Genomic DNA, 19,004 nt, shown 5'->3' with positions numbered 1-19,004 from the left:
TCTCCGTCCCTAATGCGCGCCTTCGTAGGCTTCTTCACCCTCGCCAAGGCTGTCCTTGTCGAGGTATTTTCCTTCACTTTCCGGCCCTTCCACGTATTCCAGATACGAGCGATACAGGAACGCAATCGCGTGCAGGAACACCATGGCGGCAAAGGCCACCAGCAGGATTTTGAACAGGAAGTAGGCGTTGAACCCGTTGGGACTAAACCCGATGGTTTCCACGTTCCAACGCAGCGCTCGGGACTTGGCCACAAGCCTATCCAGCGTGTCACTGGCCGAGGGTTTCGGCACGATCAGGTGCCGCCACATGAAGTACCATCCATACATCCAGGTCAGAACGGCCATGGGCATCATGAACAGAACCGCCCCGCACATATCAACGACGCGTTTGGCCTTGTGACTGATGCCCGCATAAATCAGGTCAACGCGCACATGGCCGCCCTGCACGAATGTGTAGGTGCAGCAAAGGCACACAACCATCGCGTTGTAGAGTTTAAGTTCTTCGGCGAACCAACTGATATCCATTTGAAAAGGGATACCCAGCCCAAAGGACATATCCGGCCGTGTGAACACCCGCTGCATGAATACGATAACGATCTGCTGAATTACCATCAGCAATCCCGCCCACGCAAAGAAGCGGCCAGTGGTATTGGCGAAGCCCTCGAGCCCGCGCACCATTCCCCACATGAAGTTCCGATAGTAAAGACCAATGGCCGTCAGCACCAGAAACAGCGCGAAGATCACGAAGAAGAACTCGACAGACCCGCCATAATAAACAAAGCGCATGATTGCTTCTTTGTTCGACCAGTCCAGCCAGAGCTGCGGATGCGTGATGGCGTATCCGAAATTATAGAAGGCTTCGGCAATGTTCTGAATGAACCAGACCAGTCCATTCCACAGGGCGCCGAAGAACGAGATACCGTTTTCGTCCTGCATGTTGTCCCCAGGTCGCATCGGTTGCACGTTTGGTTATGACGGCATATCCGGGCCGCTTATGTGCAACAGGAAAGGCTCCCCCGCTGACGGGGGAACCGATTGCATTGAGCGGATTGCTTAGCCGCGTACGCGGTCACGCTGCGAGGTGTAGACACCCGACGACAGGTTGTTCCATGCCGACGATGCTGCCATCGACTCCATGGCGCTGTCGTGAATGCGCTTGAACAGCTCATCACCCATGTTTTCATCCAGAACTTCTTGGCTGGCTGCGCCAAACGCGTCCCAAACGCTGTCCGGGAATTCCATGACCTTGACACCACCGGCCTGCAGACGCTGCAGCGCTGCACCGTTGTTGGCCAGGAATTGTGCCAGGTTCCACTGGTGGCACTCGGCAGCTGCGATCTCGATGATCTTCTGCTGCGCGGCGGACAGGCTGTCATAAACCTCGCGGTTGGTGGCCAGCGACAGACCCGCACCCGGCTCATGGAAGCCCGCAGTGTAGTAGGTTTTGGTGATTTCCTGGAAACCCGCTTTTTCATCAGCCCAGGGACCGATCCACTCGGTTCCGTCAATAGCACCGGACGACAGCGCCTGATACACTTCCGACCCCGGAATGTTCTGAACGGAAGCGCCCAGTTTGCCCAGCGCCTTGCCGCCCAGACCCGGCATGCGGAATTTCAGGCCGTTAAAGTCTTCGGGGCTGTTGATCTCTTTCGAGTACCAGCCACCTGCCTGCGCGCCAGTGTTACCGGCCAGGAAGGATTTCAGGCCGAAGATTTCGCCCAGCTCATCATGCAGCTCCATGCCGCCGGCATGGTAGTACCAGTTCACCAGTTCCTGCGCGGTCATGCCAAATGGAACAGCGGTGAAGAACGCATAGCCCGGGTGCTGACCCACAAAGTAGTAGTCTGCCGCGTGGTACATATCGGCCTGACCGGACGATACCGCGTCAAACACCTCAAAGGCACCAACCAGTTCACCAGCGGCTTTGATTTCAACGTTCAGGTCGCCATCCGACATTGTGGTAATGCTGTCGGCGCAACGCTGCGCGCTGTCGAACACACCTGCGAGGCCACGGCCCCACGAGGTGACCATAGTCAGCGTGCGCTTGCCTTGCGCATAGGCGGGCGCTGCCAGCGTGGTGGCTGCAGCGGCCGAGCCGCCCAGTGCTGATGTTTTCAGAAACTTACGACGATCCATATGAGTGATCCTCCCCTTCATATTCATTCCCCGGGTGATGCCGGGTCGATCGTTTCTAGTGCGCGTTAGCCTAGTTCCACACACATGAATGTGAATACCTACTACTACGTAGCCAGTCGGGTTTTTCCACATTCAAAAGCACAAATCCGGTTGATTTTAGCCGCTCGCGCCCAAATCACTGTGGCCGAGCACTGTGTTCTTCCAAATTTTTTGCAATTTCCCGGCAGCTTGCGTATCGATTCGAACATGGGAGGAATCCGGAACCTAATCTCGCTAACCTATGCGCAAAAACTGTCGCTGGTTGCCGCAATCCCGCTGATCGCAGCGGTTGCGGCCATTGCAATGGTGGTCGCTTATGAATCCCGCGCGACCGCCGAGAGTGAGATACAGGCCCTCGAGCGCCGCCTGATCGAAGCCAAAAAAGAAGAGCTGCGTAATTACGTGACCCAGGCGCGGAATGGGTTTGCCTATATTTACGGTCGCGCCTCCCCGGATGACGAAATCGCAAAAAACCTCGTGACCCAGATTCTGTCGGCGATGATTTACGGCAAGGACGGGTTCTTCTTTGTCTATGACTATGACGGCAACAACCTCGTCAGCCCGCGCCAGACTGAATTCATCAATCGCAACTGGGCCGATCTGACCGACAGCGATGGCACCCCGATTGTGGATGAGTTTATCACGCTCGCCCGACAGGGCGCGGGCTGGCACAGCTTTATGTGGCAAAAACCATCGACCGGTGAAGAGGCTCAGATGATCGCCTATGTTGTTGGCCTGCAGGACTGGCGCTGGGTGGTGGGCACGGGTGTGTTCATCGATGACATCGTCGCCACCGTCGCCAATGCTCGTGCTGAGGTTGAGGCGCGCGTGCAGCGCACATTCCTTTATATCGGAGGCATTGTTCTGGCCGCTGTTCTGATCGTCTTTGCCTCGGGCATGTTGCTGAACTTCCGCGAACGGCGGCTGGCTGATGCCAAGCTTAAGGAACTGACACAGCGGGTATTGGACGCTCAGGAAGAAGAGCGCGGGCGCGTCGCCCGCGAATTGCATGACGGCATCAGCCAGATTCTGGTTGGCGTACGCTATGCACTGGACAACGCCCGACGACGTCTGATCCGCGGGGATGACGAGTCGGCGCAGGAACCATTGCAAACAGGTATCGACAATCTGGCCACCGCCATCACCGAGGTTCGCCGCATCAGCCGCGACCTGCGTCCTGGTGTTCTGGATGATCTTGGGCTTGGGCCAGCGCTCAAGGCTTTGACCGACGATTTCAGTGAACGCACGGGGATTGAAACCGATTTCTCGACCGTGGTGTTCCGAAACCGATTGGATCAAGACAGCAAGATCGCCCTCTACCGTATTGCGCAGGAAGCCCTGACCAATATCGAGCGCCACTCGGGAGCAACCCGTGTTACCATTGACCTGCGGGGTCATAAGAAAGGCGCCACGATGCGGATTACAGACAATGGTCGCGGGTTGCGGAACGAACCAGGCCATGTCAGCACCGGGATCGGGCTACGCAACATGCAGGAACGGATCGAACAGCTTGACGGCACTTTACGCATCCTCTCATCGCGCGGCGGGCGCAGCGGCACCGTGATTGAGGTCAGCTTGCCGCTCAGTCATATGCTGCCACCACAGGAAGACCCAACGCCAAAACGAAAGGCCGGTATCTGATGTCCGACTCAATCATCCGAGTCCTTATTGTCGACGATCATCCCATGGTCGCCGAAGGCATTCAGTCTCTGCTGGAAAGCTATGATGAGATCGAAGTTGTCGGCACACTTTCCAACGGACAAGAAGCTGTCGATCGAGCAACCCACCTGCAGCCGGACGTGATCCTGATGGATCTCAACATGCCCGGCCTGAGCGGGTTGAACGCCACCGAGATCATTTTAGAGCGCCTGCCCAAAACCCGCGTTCTGATCCTGTCGATGCATGACAGTCCCGAATACATCTCAACCGCGCTCAGCCACGGCGCCAAAGGCTATATCCTCAAGGACGTTCCCACCGAAGAGATCAAGCAAGCCATCGATGCCGTGATGCGGGGTGAGCGGTATCTTTGTACCGGGGCCAGCGGCTCGCTGGAGCCCAAGGACGGCAACACGCGCGAGGCGCTGACCGGCCGGGAACAGACAATCCTGCTGGAATTGGCGCAAGGTAAATCCAACAAAGAGGTGGCACTGGCGCTGGACATTTCGGTGCGCACGGTTGAGACGCATCGCAAGAACATCAAGCGCAAACTTGGCATCTCCTCCACCGCCGGCTTGACCCGCTATGCCCTGGAGCATGGCGTCCTGCAGGGCACCAGCCCCGGGCTATGACCGCAGCGCGAAACGCGCTGCCCGGCCCAACCGAAGGAGATGTGCCAACGGCACATTGAAGTCGGGCGGGAGCACTACCCGCTGCCGCGTTCACTGATATCTTCACCAAAGAACACCAAAGTCCCGTCTTCATCGAGGACATGAAATTCGCGCTGCTGATAGGGCTGATCGAATGGCGGGCGCACCCGCCCTTCAGGCAGTTCCTCCAACCCGGGGCGCAGGCTTTCGAACAAGCTGTCGATTCCTTTGACGTCAACATAGAACGACTGCTCATCCCCCAATGCGCGCCCATCCTGACGCGGTGGACATTCCAATAATCGGATCGCTACAGGATCACGGCGCAAAAAGGCATAATTGTCCTGCCTGAATGTGCAGGAAAACCCAAGCCGCTGAGTGTAGAACTCAATCTGCACGTCCCAAGAAGAACAAAGGACAAATGGTGTAAGTTGTAATATCTGCATCAAAACAGCCCTCTTCCAACCTCGGGCCCGAGACTAGCACAAATCAGTCAAGCAGTTGATCACCCCGCAACCCTTCACGCTCATAATGATGCGGCAGCACACGGCCATAGAGTTGACGGGTCCGCTCCACCCCACCACACATGCCTTCGGTTTCGACAAACGAAAAGATACCAACATAGCGTTTCCGTTGTCCTTCAACCGGCGCTACCCGGTGCAAGGCATAGCGCCCCTTGAATATCTGCAGGTCGCCCGGTTGCAGTTCCAGTTGGTGTACGCCCCTCCTGCTGCCATCCAAAATCGCAGCGACGCCTTTGAAATTCTCGTCTTCACTGGTCCGCAGATTGGGTGCGTATTCGAATGCACCGCCCTCCTCGCCATTCTGGATTGCCAGCGTCACGGTGTAATTATTGGTGTCAAAATGCCACGGAAAGCCGCCTCCCTTCTCGACCACATTGATGATCACATCCGCCAACGGGTCATCATATCGGAAGAATCGATCCTCCGGCTCGTTCAAAGCCATGCGGATGAAAGGCATGAAACCTTCATACTCATAAATACGCCGCAGCGGGCTTGTGACAGGGAAGTTGTCAGCCGGAACAAAGGCGTTGGATCGGTCATAAAAACGTCGGATTGGATGACCGATCCCGTAACTGGGATCATCCTGCGTAAAATAGGCATTCGTGCGATTGAACGATCGATGAGCTTTGGGAGCGACGTGATCGGCCTCAGCGATCAGTTTCCCAAGGCCATCTTTGTGCACAAAGCCGGGGAGGACCGCGCATCCATCAACTTCCAGATCCCGCCTCAGGTCAGCGATCAGCTGCCTGTACCCGTATGAATCAGGCCGATCGATCGGATAGCGCCCCAGATCCACAAGATCGTGCAGCATGTCTGACCTCCCGATTTAGCGCTGTTTTCACCAGCCTGCCTCAGCATCGGGCGCTGCTCTGGTCTGTTTCAGACATAGGCCTGACGCAATCAGACCACTGTTGATCGCGGGATCGCGCCCCAAATTTCGGCGAATTTTCGCGGATATTTCTCGACCTGCGTCATTTTGCGCAACAAAATATCAAATCTCACAAGCCCAGACTTACAATATTTTTGTATTTGCCTGTTGACGCCCCTTTCCCTCAACCATAATGTCCCTGCACGCAAAGAAGGAGCCTCTGGCGATGAAAGCGCTAGTCGTAATCGTAGGAAACACGCGCATGGGCCGGTAACGGTAAACCATAATCGAACCCATGCGCCTCCGAAAATCTCGGGGGCTTTTTTTTGGCAACACGCAAGACACATGTCGCGAACGGAGCAAAGCAGATGACACGTGAGATGACCGGCGCAAAGATGGTGGTTCAGGCCCTCAAGGATCAGGGCGTGGACACGGTATTCGGATACCCAGGTGGCGCCGTCCTACCGATCTATGACGAGATCTTTCTGCAAAATGACATCCGTCACATTCTGGTACGGCATGAGCAAGGTGCGGTACATGCTGCCGAAGGCTATGCCCGCTCGACCGGCAAGCCGGGCGTTGCTTTGGTCACATCCGGTCCTGGCGCGACCAATGCCGTGACCGGCTTGACCGATGCGTTGTTGGATTCAATTCCGATCGTTGTTCTGACCGGTCAGGTTCCGACCTTCATGATTGGCTCTGACGCCTTTCAGGAAGCAGACACTGTGGGCATCACGCGCCCCTGCACCAAGCACAACTGGTTGGTGAAGGATACGGACTCGCTGGCGGCAACTATGCACGAAGCCTTCCATGTGGCCACTTCCGGTCGCCCCGGCCCCGTGCTCGTTGACATTCCGAAAGACGTTCAGTTCGCCTCGGGTGAATACACGACGCCAAAACCGTCGACCTCTCACTATCAGCCAGTATTGAAGGGCGATCTGGAAGAAATCACGGAGCTTGTTGCAGCAATCGAGACCGCAAAGAAGCCAGTCTTCTATACCGGTGGTGGCGTTATCAATTCTGGTCCAGCTGCCAGCCAGCTGCTGCGCGAACTGGTGGATGCAACCGGCTTTCCGATCACTTCGACTCTGATGGGGCTTGGGGCCTATCCGGCCTCGGGCGAAAACTGGATCGGTATGCTTGGGATGCATGGGCTCTACGAGGCCAACATGGCGATGCATGATTGCGATCTGATGATTAACATCGGCGCGCGATTTGATGACCGTATCACCGGCCGGATCGATGCGTTCTCGCCGAACTCAATCAAAGCCCATGTAGATATCGACCCTTCGTCGATCAACAAAGTTATCCGTGTCGACATCCCAATAGTTGGCGATGTTGCCCACGTGCTTGAGGATATTCTGAAAGTCTGGAAAGCACGCGGTCGCAAAACAGACGCTGCCAATATCAAGCAGTGGCAAGACCAGATTAACGAATGGCGCAACGTCAACTGCCTTGCCTTCACAAACAGCGAGAAGACCATCAAGCCGCAATACGCGCTGCAACGGCTTGAAGAGCTGACGAAGAAATATGACCGCTATGTCACGACCGAGGTTGGACAGCACCAGATGTGGGCGGCGCAATACCTGGGATTTGAAGACCCCAACCGCTGGATGACTTCGGGCGGGCTGGGCACTATGGGCTATGGTTTCCCCGCCTCGATCGGTGTGCAAATGGCACATCCCGATGCGCTGGTCATCAACGTGGCTGGTGAGGCCTCGTGGCTGATGAACATGCAGGAAATGGGCACGGCCGCGCAATACCGCCTGCCCGTGAAACAGTTCATTCTGAATAACGAGCGGCTTGGAATGGTACGACAATGGCAAGAACTGCTGCACGGCGAACGCTATTCGCATTCGTGGTCCGAGGCCCTGCCTGATTTCGTCAAGCTCGCTGAAGCCTTTGGTGCCAAGGGTATCCTGTGTTCCGACCCGGCCGATCTGGACGACGCGATCATGGAGATGATCAATTACGACGGTCCGGTCATCTTCGACTGCGTGGTCGAAAAGCACGAGAATTGCTTCCCGATGATCCCATCGGGCAAGGCCCACAATGAGATGCTGCTGGGCGAAGCCGAAACGCAAGGTGTTATTCAAGCTGGTGGAGCTGTGCTTGTTTGAGCACCGCTTTGCCACATCTAGGTCAAATGCCGGAGCTAAGGTCGCCGCACGTGACATGAAAAAGGGTTAGATCATGCGTGATCTCAGCAGTCAGTTCTCAGCCAGAGCTTCGAGCCCGGAAGAGAATTTGTCGATATTCACCGGCCGTCGCGGTTGGCAAGTGGGGCTCATGGTTCCACTCTTCGTACTAGCGTTGATATTGTTCTGGGTCGGCACAGGCTGGTATGCCGTTGTTGATCAAGGAAAAATGGCGTTATCCGTTGATTTCAAGGTGTTCTGGGCTGCAGGTCACCTCGCGCATTTAGGCGAACCGCTTGCGGCATTTGATATCGACAGATTGTCGGAAATACACGAAGCGTCCAAGGAAGACGATTGGATGCCTTGGTCTTATCCTCCCTCGTTCCTTGTCGCACTCCAACCACTCGGGGCATTGTCGTTTTCTCCGGCTTGGGCGATTTTCACAGCGATTTCAATTGTCGCGATGTTTCTTGCTGTGCGGCCATTTTCCTGCGGAATCGTACCGGTTTGGTTTGCTTTTGCGCTCTCCCCCGCCATGTTGCCAAACTTGTATATGGGGCAGACCACAACCCTTTGGGCAGCAGGCCTTCTGGCCGCACTAGCGGCGCTAAATAACGACCGCTTCGTACTAGCAGGGTTCTTTATTGGATTGCTGACGCTTAAACCCCAACTCGGCCTGCTCATACCGCTTGCGCTTTTGGCAAGCGGTGCGTGGAAGACGATCATATCAGCAACGGTCACGACGGTGGTCTTGTCCGTTCTGGCCACTCTGGTCGTTGGCGTCGAATATTGGACCGAAATGCGCAACATGATGGGCGTTCACTTTGAAGAGATACGAAGCTCAATCCACCTGAATACGGTCATGCTTAGCCCTTATTCCTTGCTAGCCAGCATCGGTGTGCCAGAAACGCTCGCGCTTGCGATGCAATGGACTTTGACAGTGTTGTCTGGAATTGCAGTCTTCGTTGCATGGCGCAGCCCAAGAGTAGGTTTTGACTTGCGGGTAGCGGTACTCTTTCTAGGTATTTCCATGTCTACACCGTACTTCTGGTTCTATGAATCTGGGCTGCTTGCAATCGTTGCACTGTTCCTGCTTCGAGCTGGCGTGCTGACAACTTCTCCATGGCGTCTGATACTGGCCGCCGCAATGTGGATCGGTATCGGACCAGCAACACATATGGTGCTTTTCAAGATGACCGAGATATTGTCTTTGCGCCTCGTGTTTGCCCCGATCCTAATACTGGCTTGCGTAGTTTGCCTCCAAGCGCTGATTTCTGCGCTACGAAAGCCCGAAGAAACTTATGTCCAAGATGAGGTCTATCAATGACTCCGCTAAACATCGTCAAAGGCTCCACCCGCCATTCTGCATATAACCTACGCCCAACATTCTCGGACGTGCAGGAACAACACACGATCGCGGTGCTGGTTGAAAACGAACCGGGGGTTCTGGCCCGCGTAATTGGTCTGTTCTCGGGTCGTGGCTATAATATTGAAAGTCTAACGGTTGCCGAGGTTGACCATACCGGGCATCTCAGCCGAATTACCATCGTCACCACCGGCACCCCGCAAGTGATTGAGCAGATCAAGGCGCAGCTTGGACGCATCGTGTCGGTCCGTGACGTCCATGATCTGACAGTCGAAGGTGCTTCGGTCGAGCGCGAGCTGGCGATCATAAAGGTTGTCGGTGAAGGCGACAAACGGGTCGAAGCCCTGCGACTGGCCGACATTTTCCGGGCCAATGTCGTCGATAGTACGCTGAATTCGTTCATCTTCGAGATCACCGGTGCACCGGACAAGATCGATGCCTTTGCCGATCTGATGCGCCCTCTTGGCTTGATTGAAATCGCCCGTACCGGAGTTGCAGCCCTGTTGCGCGGTGACTAAGCCCCATTTCCGCCCCGGGACTGAATTCATTCTCGGGGCGGCGGCCTGCTTGGCCATTGTGCCCTGCTAACCTCAAGAAGGCTTAATGCGTTCATCAAATATGAGCAACAGCATGAAAAAGATCATGCAAATAGGCTGAAAGCCTATTGATTTTGCTTATCATCAGACTAGCCTGTGAAGCGTAGCGAGGCGCTTTGCAGCGCCCGTTGGGGTCAACTTTACGATTTCTGAATACTGCGCGGCCGCTGTGCCGCCGCAAACCTGTTTTTGCTGAAGATACAAACGGAAATCTGGGACAGAAGTGACCGACATCAATCGCAGCCCCGCAGAATTGCGCAGCATATTCGGAGCCAACCTTAGGCAGCTCGCAAACAGTTATCGGTCGGTTTCAGAGCTTTGCCGCCAATTGGGTATCAATCGAACTCAGTTTAATCGCTATCTGTCAGGTGAAAGTTTTCCCAGGCCGGATGTGCTGGACCGGATGTGTCGATTCTTCGATATCGACGCGCGTATCCTGCTGAAACCTTTGGATGAAATAGAACCGGTCGCCGCTCATCCCGCATCAGAAATCATCGATCGATTTCTCGTCACCGGGTCAGAAAAAACTATGGCGACCGGATTTTATCACGCCGCTGAGGCCTCACCAAACCGACGCGAACCAACACTTCACCGGCTACTGTTTATGCGCCGCATTCGGCATTGCACCTTGCTGCGCAGCTATGAACCCTTGTCGCATATGCCGAAATGCTCCGCGCCCATGCGTGAGGTTCAGGGCATCGTTTCTCACATCGGCGGACAAGTCTGCGCATTGATGTCCCGGCCCGGCGCACAGGATTGCAGAATGATGGTTCTGAACCTTCCGCCTGAATGGGCACCTCAGGAATGGTCGGGTTATGTGTATCGGTTGGCCGGTGGCAGTGGATCCGATGTAAGACGGCTTACGCTGCATCACCTTGGGCATGATTTGTCCGCAGCACTGCAATCGGCCCGAAAGGCGCACAATTCATCAGGGCCTGACTTAAACGGACAGATTTAAGAGGGTGTCGGCTGAGCAACCCCGGACGGATCGTTGTCCAAGATCAAGCGATAAAGATGCCAGCTGGCATGCCCCAGCAAAGGCAGGACGATAAACAGGCCCAGGAACCAAGGGATCATCGCCAAAAAAGTGATGATCGCTATGAAGGCCCCCCACGCCAGCATCACACCCATGTTCGCTTTGACATAGGCAAAGCTGGTGATCATCGCGGTCACAAAATCCAGCTCACGATCCAGCAGCATAGGGATCGACAGCACGGTGATCATGTACAGAATGATCGCAAATACGGCCCCGACCAGTGTGCCCAATACCAACATGCTCAGCCCATTCGGGGTCAGGAACACCTCAAATGATGTTGAAATGTTGGTCATCGTCGACAGCCCCATGAACAGGGCAAAGATCATGTGGCCCAGAAAGAACCAGAACAGAAAGATCACCACGATAATGGCGCAGATTGACGGCAGTTGCCTTCGGCTTTGCTGTATGACCACGCCAAATATCGCACCGGGATTCAACGGCTCGCCCTGTTCCAGCCGGTGCGAGACTTCATATAATCCCACGGCAGCAAACGGCCCGATCAGGGGAAAGCCGATCGCGGCCAAAACCAGCCAGAACGACGTTCCCGTCTGCAGCGTGACCCACGCCATCAGCCACCCGGCCAGCACGTAGAAGCCCGCAAACAGAAGCCCAAAAAGCGGCGCGCGGCGATAATCCTGCCACGCTCGACGCAGTGCCTCTTTCAGCATCGCGGTATCAACGGGTTTCAGCGTCGGCACACCAAAGGGTTTGTCCATTCTTGTTTTCTCCTCCCGGACGGTTGTTCTACATGGCGGGTCGTTTCTGAGGCCAAAGCGTTGCAGAATGATATGCTGCCCCAATCGACAAGATCCGTGCATCTGCACCACGAGGACCGAACAGCTGCATTCCCATCGGCAGCCCGTGTGGTCCGAAACCGACAGGCGCACCCAGACAGGGCAACCCTAAAAGGCTGACGGGTGTCACGACCTGCATCCAGCGATGGTAGGTATCCATCCCCTGCCCCTTGATTTCGGTTGGGTACGGCGTTTCAAGCTCGAACGGCCAGACCTGCGCTGCGGGCAACACCAAGGCGTCATAGTCTTCGAAAAGCTCCACCGCCCGTCTGTGCCAGCCTGACCGGATCACACTAGCCCGGTGCACATCCATCGCGCTGAGCGCCAGTCCGCGCTCCAACTCCCATTGCGCAGTGTCTTTGAGCGATGATTTGTTCTTGGCCAAAGGCTCCAACCCTGCGGCCACTGACCAGGAGCGCAAAGTAATCCAGCTGTCCCAGATCAGGTCCGCATCAAACGGTGGTGCAAGCGCCTCAACGCGCGCACCGCGTCCTTCGAAAACGTGCAACGCATCGCGGCATAGCGCGAGGATACCCTCTTCGCACGGAAACGCCCCGCCCCAGTCGCCCAACCAGCCTATGCGCACCCCTGTCAGATCAGCCGCTTGAACGGGCGACACGCGCTCGACCTCTGTGCTTAATGGCATCCTTGGATCGGGGCCGGATATGACGTCAAGCAATAGCCCGATGTCTTCGGGGCTGCGCGCCATAGGCCCCAGTGTTGAAAGCTGATGCAGATAACTGTCCCCAACTGGCTCAGACGGAACGCGCCCCCAACTTGGCCTGAACCCGTAGACGTTGTTCCATGCGGCCGGGTTGCGCAGGCTGCCCATCATGTCCGAGCCGTCTGCCAGCGCCAGCATTCCAGTCGCCAACGCCACTGCTGCACCGCCCGACGAACCTCCACAGGTTTTCGTGGGATCATAGGGGTTGCGGGTTGCACCATAGACAGGATTGAACGTGTGCGAACCCAGTCCGAATTCCGGCGTGTTGGTCTTACCGATCAGAATTGCCCCAGCAGCCCTTAGCCGGGCGGCCAGCAGATCGTCAGTTTGCGGCATATGATCCTTGAACAATGGCGAACCCTGCGTCGAAGTGATCCCTGCCACATTTACCAGATCTTTCACCGCTATCGGCAACCCGTGCAGCGCGCCGCGAGGTGACGCGGCATCCGCCGCCCGCGCCTCGGCCATCAAAGCGTTTTCATCCCGCAGCGCGACAATCGCGTTTACCTCACCGTTCACCTGGGCGATCCGTTCCAGCGTCGCGCGCATCAGTTCTGCAGCTGAAAGCTGTCGGCGGGATAAGGCGTCAAGAAGGTCCGTCGCGGATGCTCTGGTCAAATCCATGCGGGTTGGTCCTTTGGCTGCTCGTCATCAGCCTAGCGACGTGCTCGGACCATTTAAAGCCACTGTTTAAATGTATCTTTTTAGAATTTCGCGAAGAAGAGCGGCGCAAGAGCGCGCATCATCTGATCCTGAGGTCGATCCGCACATTGCTGTCGCGGCCCAGCACATTCATCAGACCAAAGACGATCATCACCAGACTAAGCACCAGCCACAACCCGCCCCACATCATGGTGGTTCCGCCGAATTCTTCAGCCAGCATATATGCATCTGATCGCAATCCCGCGCGTCGGATCGTGTCATCGAAAATGTCAAACGGAACGTAGATCATGCTGGTCAGCCCGATGACCCGTAGAATCAGATCACACAGGTTGCGGTTCAGGAACCACGCGGTGGCCAGCAGCACCGCTCCACAGCCCGCGCTGAACGCCATGGCAAACGGTTCCCGGATATACAGGAGCGCAACAATCAGCATGACTCCCCCAAAGAGACCAAGCGCAGCCCGATCGGCATTGGTGCGCAGGGCGATCATCAGCAGGCCCATCCCAAGCATCAAGGACCCAAGATATCCCGCTGACAGACTGACAAACCGATTGCCTCCTCGGCCAATAACCAGACCACCTTGTTGTGGAGAGACCGAGAAACTTTCAACCGAACCACCGGTCAGGATAATGGCACCGGCATGTGAAAGCTCATGCAGGAACACAACCAGGATTTTCAACGGAAGCACCAGCATCGTGTTCCAGAACACAAACACCAACGCGACAATTGCGATCAATTGCCAGTGGCCCTTGATCAGGTTCACAGCCGAGGTCAGGGACTGCCGCAATTAGCCCTCGCCCTGCGCCTCGGACCGGCTTTTGCCCGAGACATTCAGGGCCAGTGTCGCCGCCATGAAACCATCCAGATCGCCATCCAGCACACCCTTGGTGTCCGATGTCTCGTGATTGGTCCGCAAGTCTTTGACCATCTGATAGGGCTGCAGCACGTAAGACCGGATCTGGTTGCCCCAGCCCGCATCACCCTTTGCTTCGTGGGCGGCGTTGATCTCGGCGTTTCTGCGATCCAGCTCTTGCTGGTACAGCCGGGACTTGAGCGCCTTCATGGCAATATCTCGGTTCTGGTGTTGCGATTTCTCGGAACTGGTCACCACGATTCCGGTTGGAATATGCGTGATCCGAACGGCCGAGTCCGTCGTGTTCACGTGCTGACCGCCCGCGCCGGACGAGCGATAGGTGTCGACGCGGATATCGGCCGGGTTCACCTCAATCTCTATATTGTCATCCACCACAGGATAAACCCAGACCGAACTGAACGAGGTATGACGCTTGGCCGCCGAGTCGAACGGAGAGATACGCACCAGACGGTGCACGCCACTTTCCGATTTCAACCAGCCATAGGCGTTGTGGCCAGTTATCTTGTAGGCGGCGGACTTGATCCCCGCCTCTTCCCCCGCTGTCTCGGATTGCAGTTCGACCGTATAGCCTTTTTTCTCGGCCCAGCGGACATACATCCGCGCCAGCATCGAGGCCCAGTCGCAGCTTTCCGTACCGCCCGCGCCCGAGTTGATCTCAAGGAAGGTATCATTGCCGTCCGCTTCGCCATCAAGCAGCGCCTCAAGCTCTTTCTTTGCGGCCTTGGTCTGCAGCTTTTTGATCGCTTCTTCGGCGTCGGTCACGACCTCTTCGTCCTCTTCCATCTCGCCCAGTTCGATCAGCTCAATATTGTCGCTGAGATCGGTCTTGATAGATTCGTAGGTCTCGATGGCATCGACCAGCAACTGCCGCTCGCGCATCAATTTCTGCGCGTTCTCGGGATTGTCCCACAGGTTCGGATCTTCAACACGCGCGTTGAATTCCTCCAACCGGTGCGGCGCTGTTTCATAGTCCATGCGCTGCGCCAGCAGCTCCAGCGACTTTTCGATTTCCGCCACGATATTCTGGGTTTCGGCGCGCATGGTCAGGTCCCAACTTGCTCAATCAGGTGTGCGTGATAGCAAGAGGTGCGAGGCACCACAAGACGACTGAGCCGGGAAACTTGGGCGGATCAGTAAAGCCCGCCGCCCTGCAGATCGCCCTGGCTGGCATTGGGGCCAACCGTGATCGTATCCCCGGTTGAGGTGGTCACCTGACGGCCCGAACTTGCCTCTTCAAACAACGGCAGGTCAGATCCCATCGCGAAGCCACCGTCATAGACGCGATCGATAAAACCATCCACGCCATCACGGAAATACTCGGCGACCACATATTCTCCACTCGCGTCTTCTGGCAGGCGCGCGCCGCTGAAACGGTCAATCTTGATGAAATGGCCACCCGGAGGCACCTCGAACGGGCCACCGCCGTATTTCTCGACTGCTTTTTCCATAAAGCTTTGGAACACAGGACCGCACAAGGTGCCGCCGTAGGCTCCTCGGCCCATCGGGCGCGGGCGGTCATAACCGATGTAGCAACCGGCCACGATATTTGAGGTGAAACCGATGAACCACGCATCCTTGGATTCGTTCGTGGTGCCGGTCTTGCCCGCTGTGGGCACGGGCAGGTTCACAACACGTGATGCAGTGCCGCGATCAACCACGCCCTTCATCATCGACGTCAACTGGTAGGCGGTGATGGCATCCATGACCTGGCTGCGATCGGTGAGGATCGTCGGCGATTCATCAGGCTCAAGCCAGCTAGAGTTACAATCGACACACTGGCGATCGTCATGGCGATAGATGGTCTTGCCGAACCGGTCCTGAATACGGTCAACCAGTGTGGGTTCAACCCGCTCGCCACCATTGGCGAACATCGCATAGGCAGCGACCATTTTGTACAGCGTAGTCTCTTCAGACCCTAGCGAGTTCGCAAGGAACGCCCCCATCCGGTCATAAACGCCAAACCGCTCGGCATAGCCTGCGACCACGGGCATTGTGACTTCTTGCGCCAGACGGATGGTCATCAGGTTCCGCGACTGTTCGATCCCGGTACGCAAGGGCGTTGGACCGTAAAACTTGTTCGTCGAGTTCTTGGGTCGCCACAGTCCCTGCGGTGTATTCACTTCAATCGGCGCATCCACAACGATCGTTGCGGGGCTGTATCCGCTGTCTAGCGCCGCTGCATAAACGAACGGTTTGAAGCTCGACCCGGGTTGGCGCTGTGCCTGAGTGGCGCGGTTAAACACGGTATCCTGATACGAGAACCCGCCCTGCATCGCCAGAACACGGCCCGAATTCACGTCCATCGCGACAAAGCCGCCCTGCACTTCTGGCACCTGACGGGCAGACCACTGCCCCTCTTCGCCAGCCATTACCAGAATGACATCGCCGCGTTCGAAATTGTCCTGGAAATTGCCCTGCATCCACTTGATGTCTTCGCGCGGGACGGTGCCATCTGCTGGGCCATCTTCGATACCAACGGTCAGGGATTGGTCGGCCACGTTCAGAACAACGGCAGGATACCACTGCGTCGGCAGCACCACGTCGCGGGGGATTTCCATGATCGCCAGCGCCTCGCGCCACTGTGCTTCATCCGCCAGCTTCTCCTCGGCGATGACCTCGCCTGTGCCGCGCCACCGCCCGCGAGAGCGGTCGTATTTCTGCAGCGCCGTGCGTAGGGCTTTCGCCGCTTCGACCTGCATTTCCTCATCCACCGAGGCGCGTACGGTGAAACCGCCAGTGAAGAACTCACCCTCGCCAAAATCCTCGCTCAACTGGCGTCGGATTTCGTCGGTGAAATAGTCACGCGGCGGCAGTGCAGTGCGGAAGCTTTCAAAATCCCCGTTCTGAACCGAACGCAAAGGCATCTCGACTTCGGTCTCATAGGTGGCCTGATCGATATAGCCGTTCTGCTGCATCTCGCGCAGCACATAGTTGCGGCGGTTCAGCAAACGTTCTTTCTGCCGCACAGGATGGTAGTCCGATGGAGCCTTGGGCATCGCCGCCAGCATCGCGGCCTCATGCGGGGCCAGTTCCTGCAGAGTTTTGTTGAAATAGGTCTGCGCAGCAGCGGTCACACCATAAGAGTTCTGACCCAGAAAGATCTCGTTCATATACAGCTCGAGGATCTGTTCCTTGTCCAAGGTATCCTCAAGCCGGGTGGCGAGGATAATTTCCTTGATCTTGCGCTCGGCCCGGCGGTCACCGGACAACAGGAAGTTCTTCATCACCTGCTGCGTGATGGTTGACGCACCACGAACGGTTTCGCCTTTAGTGCGTACGGCCTCGACCCCGGCAGCAATGATACCCCGCGGGTCATAGCCCTGATGGGTATAGAAATTCTTGTCTTCCGCTGAGATAAACGCCTGTTTTACCAGATCGGGAATTTCCTCGGACGGCGTGAACAGGCGGCGCTCCTGTGCAAATTCGTCGATCAGCTGGCCCTCACCCGAGTAAATCCGGCTGATCGTCGGTGGTTTGTATTGCGCCAATGACTCGTGGCTGGGCAGGTCTCGGCCATACATCCAGAACACCGCGCCAACGACCAGCGCGGCCATAAAAATACCTAAGGTCACGAGACTGAAAATTGCCCCGAAGAACGAAAGAATGAACCGGATCACGTTACTGCCTTTTACTCGCGATGACGCCTATATAGTGTCGCCCCCGCGCAGGGTCAAAACACGAAAGGCTACAATGGCTGTTTTGCGCCGCTGCGTCATTGTCCGATCAGAGATCGCTTCACCAGATCGTCCCGACGCCAGTTCTCAAGCCCCTGCACAAGCCCATGCGCCATGGATGCGCGCCAGTTTGGATCAGAGATGTTCTTGAAATCGCGCGGGCTGGACAAAAAACCCAGCTCAACCAGAACCGACGGGATATCTGCTGCCTTCAACACCGAAAACGACGAAGAACGTAGCGGACGACGATTCATCGGGCCTCCCTGCTGCGTCATTCCATCCACCAGCGAGCGCGCCAGTGCGCTACTGCGTGGTACGGTCTCTTGCCGAGCCAGATCCAGCAACACATCAGCGACCTGATCGTCTGCACCGCTGAGATCAATACCTGCGATCAAATCACTCCGGTCATGCCGTTCGGCCAGCTTTTGACTGGCAACGTCTGAAGCTTCCTCTGAAAGAGTGTACACGACCGACCCATGCGCCAGCCCTTCGGAAAGCGAATCCGCATGCAGTGAGATAAACACGTCGGCCCCGGCCTGATGTGCCAGCGAGATACGGCGTTCGAGCGAGACGAATTGATCGTCAACACGCGTCATCACCACTTCGAAACCGCCGGTACGCAGCAGCGCCTCTCGCAGCTCTCGCGCGAAGGTCAGCATCAGTGTTTTCTCATTGGTATCAGCGAATTCTGCCCCGGGATCAATGCCGCCATGCCCGGGATCCAGCATGACCCGTACCGCCCGCACGCCGTCGCGCCGCGGCAGTGCCGGTGTCACTGCGGGTTCCGGCAAATCCCAGCCAGGCTGACGGGGGGCACCTGCGCTGGCTGCAAAACTGTCAAAATCAGTGCCTTTCAGGTGCAGCGATAGTTGAGCAGTGCCCGTCGCCTGATCAACCCGCAGATCAGCTGTTTCCACCGCCAGCGGAGCGCCCAGCTCCAACACCAGACGCGACCAACCGGGCACGTATGCGCCGAATTGAACACCGCTGATCCGGCTGGTTTGCAGAAAGGTCTCGCGGTTCAGGCCAGACCAGTCGACCTCTTGGAAATCCAGCACCACGCGGTATGGATCGCGCAGCGTGAACACGCGGTATGGCACGCCTTGAGTCAGCCCAAGTTCGACCCTTACGCCGGTATTGCCATCATCGACGATGCCGCTCTGGTCCGGAAGGACGCGTGCGAGCGCGCTGAAGTCCTGCGCGACAGCGACACCGTTCAACGCCCAGATCAGGGCGATTGCGTAGAAAATCCTGCTCATGGCCTCAAGT

The 19,004-nt window shown here is 56.6% G+C and carries 16 protein-coding genes; 6 read left to right on the top strand and 10 right to left on the bottom strand.

What is annotated here, in order from left to right; translation table 11 throughout:
* Positions 1-9: 9 nt before the first annotated feature.
* A complete protein-coding gene (locus ACR0NM_RS03750) occupies positions 10-936 on the bottom strand; it encodes a TRAP transporter small permease subunit (RefSeq protein WP_170396594.1) in 927 nt (308 codons plus the stop codon).
* A gap of 117 nt (positions 937-1,053) precedes the next feature.
* Positions 1,054-2,136, bottom strand: a complete 1,083-nt coding sequence (locus ACR0NM_RS03745; RefSeq protein WP_170396967.1) for a TRAP transporter substrate-binding protein — start codon at positions 2,134-2,136, stop codon at positions 1,054-1,056.
* Positions 2,137-2,382: 246 nt separating this feature from the next.
* On the opposite strand from ACR0NM_RS03745, the gene ACR0NM_RS03740 reads away from it, so the two are divergent.
* Positions 2,383-3,816, top strand: a complete 1,434-nt coding sequence (locus ACR0NM_RS03740; protein ID WP_170396592.1) for a cache domain-containing protein — start codon at positions 2,383-2,385, stop codon at positions 3,814-3,816.
* Entirely contained in the window at positions 3,816-4,463 is a 648-nt protein-coding gene (locus ACR0NM_RS03735; protein WP_170396590.1) for a response regulator transcription factor, read from the top strand. Before ACR0NM_RS03740 ends, ACR0NM_RS03735 begins: the two co-directional genes overlap by 1 nt.
* 74 nt (positions 4,464-4,537) lie before the next feature.
* On the opposite strand, the gene ACR0NM_RS03730 is transcribed toward ACR0NM_RS03735, so the two are convergent.
* Complete coding sequence (locus ACR0NM_RS03730) at positions 4,538-4,924, bottom strand: bleomycin resistance protein (protein WP_480613285.1); 387 nt, start codon at positions 4,922-4,924, stop codon at positions 4,538-4,540.
* 43 nt (positions 4,925-4,967) lie between these two features.
* Complete coding sequence (locus ACR0NM_RS03725; protein WP_480570150.1) at positions 4,968-5,813, bottom strand: HalD/BesD family halogenase; 846 nt, start codon at positions 5,811-5,813, stop codon at positions 4,968-4,970.
* Between the two features lie 425 nt (positions 5,814-6,238).
* Between ACR0NM_RS03725 and ACR0NM_RS03720 the strand changes: the two genes are divergently transcribed.
* From ACR0NM_RS03720 to ACR0NM_RS03705, 4 genes are all read left to right on the top strand, one after another.
* Positions 6,239-7,990 (top strand): acetolactate synthase 3 large subunit, encoded by a 1,752-nt coding sequence (locus tag ACR0NM_RS03720; protein WP_170598101.1) that lies wholly within the window; start codon positions 6,239-6,241, stop codon positions 7,988-7,990.
* A 73-nt stretch (positions 7,991-8,063) separates the two neighbouring features.
* Positions 8,064-9,335, top strand: coding sequence for a glycosyltransferase family 87 protein (locus ACR0NM_RS03715; protein WP_480613283.1), 1,272 nt, complete (start codon positions 8,064-8,066; stop codon positions 9,333-9,335).
* Entirely contained in the window at positions 9,332-9,892 is a 561-nt protein-coding gene (ilvN, locus tag ACR0NM_RS03710; protein ID WP_170396580.1) for an acetolactate synthase small subunit, read from the top strand. The genes ACR0NM_RS03715 and ilvN overlap by 4 nt, the downstream gene beginning before the upstream one ends.
* Positions 9,893-10,193: 301 nt before the next feature.
* Positions 10,194-10,928: a helix-turn-helix domain-containing protein gene (locus ACR0NM_RS03705; protein ID WP_480613281.1), complete on the top strand. Its 735-nt coding sequence runs from the start codon at positions 10,194-10,196 to the stop codon at positions 10,926-10,928.
* Here ACR0NM_RS03705 and ACR0NM_RS03700 read toward each other — a convergent pair.
* The 6 genes from ACR0NM_RS03700 to ACR0NM_RS03675 all read right to left on the bottom strand — a co-directional run bounded on the left by ACR0NM_RS03700 (position 10,925) and on the right by ACR0NM_RS03675 (position 18,994).
* Positions 10,925-11,722 (bottom strand): DUF2189 domain-containing protein, encoded by a 798-nt coding sequence (locus ACR0NM_RS03700; protein ID WP_480613279.1) that lies wholly within the window; start codon positions 11,720-11,722, stop codon positions 10,925-10,927. The two genes, ACR0NM_RS03705 and ACR0NM_RS03700, sit on opposite strands and share 4 nt — an antisense overlap.
* 28 nt (positions 11,723-11,750) lie before the next feature.
* Positions 11,751-13,148: an amidase gene (locus ACR0NM_RS03695; RefSeq protein WP_480613277.1), complete on the bottom strand. Its 1,398-nt coding sequence runs from the start codon at positions 13,146-13,148 to the stop codon at positions 11,751-11,753.
* Between the two features lie 118 nt (positions 13,149-13,266).
* Entirely contained in the window at positions 13,267-13,974 is a 708-nt protein-coding gene (locus tag ACR0NM_RS03690; protein ID WP_480613275.1) for a M50 family metallopeptidase, read from the bottom strand.
* Positions 13,975-15,102, bottom strand: coding sequence for a peptide chain release factor 2 (prfB, locus tag ACR0NM_RS03685; RefSeq protein WP_170403025.1), 1,128 nt, complete (start codon positions 15,100-15,102; stop codon positions 13,975-13,977).
* 89 nt (positions 15,103-15,191) lie between these two features.
* Complete coding sequence (locus ACR0NM_RS03680; RefSeq protein WP_170403028.1) at positions 15,192-17,678, bottom strand: PBP1A family penicillin-binding protein; 2,487 nt, start codon at positions 17,676-17,678, stop codon at positions 15,192-15,194.
* A 95-nt stretch (positions 17,679-17,773) separates the two neighbouring features.
* Positions 17,774-18,994, bottom strand: coding sequence for an N-acetylmuramoyl-L-alanine amidase (locus ACR0NM_RS03675; RefSeq protein WP_170626681.1), 1,221 nt, complete (start codon positions 18,992-18,994; stop codon positions 17,774-17,776).
* Positions 18,995-19,004: the final 10 nt, after the last annotated feature.

The organism is Ruegeria sp. AF2, assembly GCF_056542025.1.
This window is presented reverse-complemented; position numbering and strand designations above follow the sequence as displayed.

Coding starts and splice junctions, on each gene's coding strand:
- ACR0NM_RS03675 (WP_170626681.1), bottom strand. CDS start 18,994: ATGAGCAGGATTTTCTACGCAATCGCCCTGATCTGGGCGTTGAACGGT.
- ACR0NM_RS03720 (WP_170598101.1), top strand. CDS start 6,239: ATGACACGTGAGATGACCGGCGCAAAGATGGTGGTTCAGGCCCTCAAG.
- ACR0NM_RS03700 (WP_480613279.1), bottom strand. CDS start 11,722: ATGGACAAACCCTTTGGTGTGCCGACGCTGAAACCCGTTGATACCGCG.
- ACR0NM_RS03715 (WP_480613283.1), top strand. CDS start 8,064: ATGCGTGATCTCAGCAGTCAGTTCTCAGCCAGAGCTTCGAGCCCGGAA.
- ACR0NM_RS03695 (WP_480613277.1), bottom strand. CDS start 13,148: ATGGATTTGACCAGAGCATCCGCGACGGACCTTCTTGACGCCTTATCC.
- ACR0NM_RS03740 (WP_170396592.1), top strand. CDS start 2,383: ATGGGAGGAATCCGGAACCTAATCTCGCTAACCTATGCGCAAAAACTG.
- ACR0NM_RS03750 (WP_170396594.1), bottom strand. CDS start 936: ATGCAGGACGAAAACGGTATCTCGTTCTTCGGCGCCCTGTGGAATGGA.
- ACR0NM_RS03725 (WP_480570150.1), bottom strand. CDS start 5,813: ATGCTGCACGATCTTGTGGATCTGGGGCGCTATCCGATCGATCGGCCT.
- ilvN (WP_170396580.1), top strand. CDS start 9,332: ATGACTCCGCTAAACATCGTCAAAGGCTCCACCCGCCATTCTGCATAT.
- prfB (WP_170403025.1), bottom strand. CDS start 15,102: ATGCGCGCCGAAACCCAGAATATCGTGGCGGAAATCGAAAAGTCGCTG.
- ACR0NM_RS03730 (WP_480613285.1), bottom strand. CDS start 4,924: ATGCAGATATTACAACTTACACCATTTGTCCTTTGTTCTTCTTGGGAC.
- ACR0NM_RS03735 (WP_170396590.1), top strand. CDS start 3,816: ATGTCCGACTCAATCATCCGAGTCCTTATTGTCGACGATCATCCCATG.
- ACR0NM_RS03745 (WP_170396967.1), bottom strand. CDS start 2,136: ATGGATCGTCGTAAGTTTCTGAAAACATCAGCACTGGGCGGCTCGGCC.